Consider the following 1567-nt stretch of genomic DNA (forward strand, 5'->3'; position numbering starts at 1 on the left):
AATAAATTTCACAATTTGAACCCTTAGTCTCGTAAGGCTTTCAAGACACGAAAAAAGGAGTACCTCCCCAAAAGTCGAATTAGTAAGTTACCACACAAAACTAACGACTGGAGGAAGACTCCCTTATGACTATTATACGACAAGGAAGCCTATTTGACCTGCAAGATTTATATGATTTACAACCTACCCACCGTTTTGAAGCGGTATTTTCAACAATTGAGATTGATCCGATTCTAGCTGTTGTCTCGAAAAAAGCCCTTTATGGTGCACCTGTGCAGCTTAACTACGCAGCGATGATTTACTCACTTACAGCTAGAATTCTTGAACGTATTCCTACGATTAAAGATCTTATTAAACGTTTAAAGAATGACTATATGTTCCGTTTAGATTGTGGATTTCTGCTTTCGGATGCGATTCCTTCCGAAGCATCTTATTCGAGAATGCTCACGAAGTTGGCTGATTCCGACATCCTTGAACGTGTACAAGAAACACAAATCCTTCAAGCTATTCTAGAAGGTTTCATCACTGATGATACAGTAGCCATTGACGCAACTCACATTGAAGCACGTGACCAAGCACCAGCGAAAGAAGAAAAGCCAAAAACTGACCCTAAAAAGCGTGGTCGTAAATCAAAAGAAGAACAAGAAAAATGGCTTCAAGAAAAAGCTGAACGCGAAGCGGCATTGCCACTTTATGAGAAAAAGATTGAAGCTCAACTTGATTCATCTTTAGCTGAATTGCGGTCAGCTGTACCTCTAGATCCTAAATGGGGGATCAAGAAAAATAGTGAAGGAAAGAACGTTTTTTGGTTTGGTTACAAAGGACACTTTGCGGTTGGAACCAAAAGCCAATATATCCTTCAATCGCTCTTTTCGTCTGGAAATCTAAACGATGGAAAAGCCGCAATCCCTTTATTAAAAGGGATTAAAGATGGACTCTCTATACTTCCGATTTCTTTCAGCACATTGGATGCAGGGTATGACTATCCTGCAATATACGAACAAATCTATCGACTAGGTGCTCAATCCATCATTGCTTACAACAAGAAAAACGAATCAGAGTTAGAAGGGTTTGATCAGCATTTTGCCCCTACCTGTGTTCGCGAACATTCGTATCGCTACGATAGTTACGATTCTACTTACGAGACGTTAAAATACACACAGCCTAAAGAGTGTAAAGACTGTCCGTTAGCACAGGATACGTTATGTCAAAAGGTTTATAAAGTGAAAATCACGACTAATTTACGTCGTTACACAGCTCCAGCCCGTGGTTCAAAAGCGTGGAAAACAATCTACAAGCAACGAAGTGCAGTCGAGCGGGTCATTGCTTATCTCAAAGAATTTTTCCAATTAAACAATGTTCGTTTTCGTACAGGAAAAAGAGCAAAGGTGCATTTTGATTTGACACAATTGGTTTATAACGGAGCGAAGCTCGCGTGTGATCGTATCGCTAAGTCAATTTCTAAAAAGGACAGGTTACAGGCGGCTTAATTCCCGTTTTAAAAATCCATAATCAATATTGTGGGGCCTTATGCACTTCTTTAGATAGGCTTTATGAAATTGATTCA

1 protein-coding gene is annotated in these 1567 nt (G+C 39.6%); it reads left to right on the forward strand.

Going from position 1 to position 1567, the window contains the following annotated elements; translation table 11 throughout:
- The first annotated feature begins 125 nt into the window (after positions 1-125).
- Positions 126-1490, forward strand: coding sequence for an IS1182 family transposase (locus tag JCM9140_RS21910; protein ID WP_034751801.1), 1365 nt, complete (start codon positions 126-128; stop codon positions 1488-1490).
- Positions 1491-1567 lie beyond the last annotated feature (77 nt).

This window comes from Halalkalibacter wakoensis JCM 9140 (assembly GCF_000513095.1).
In the GTDB taxonomy this organism is placed as follows: Bacteria; Bacillota; Bacilli; order Bacillales; family Bacillaceae_D; genus Halalkalibacter; species Halalkalibacter wakoensis.

What these genes read in the sequence shown, in the direction of transcription:
- JCM9140_RS21910 (WP_034751801.1), top strand. Translation starts at nt 126, where the DNA reads ATGACTATTATACGACAAGGAAGCCTATTTGACCTGCAAGATTTATAT.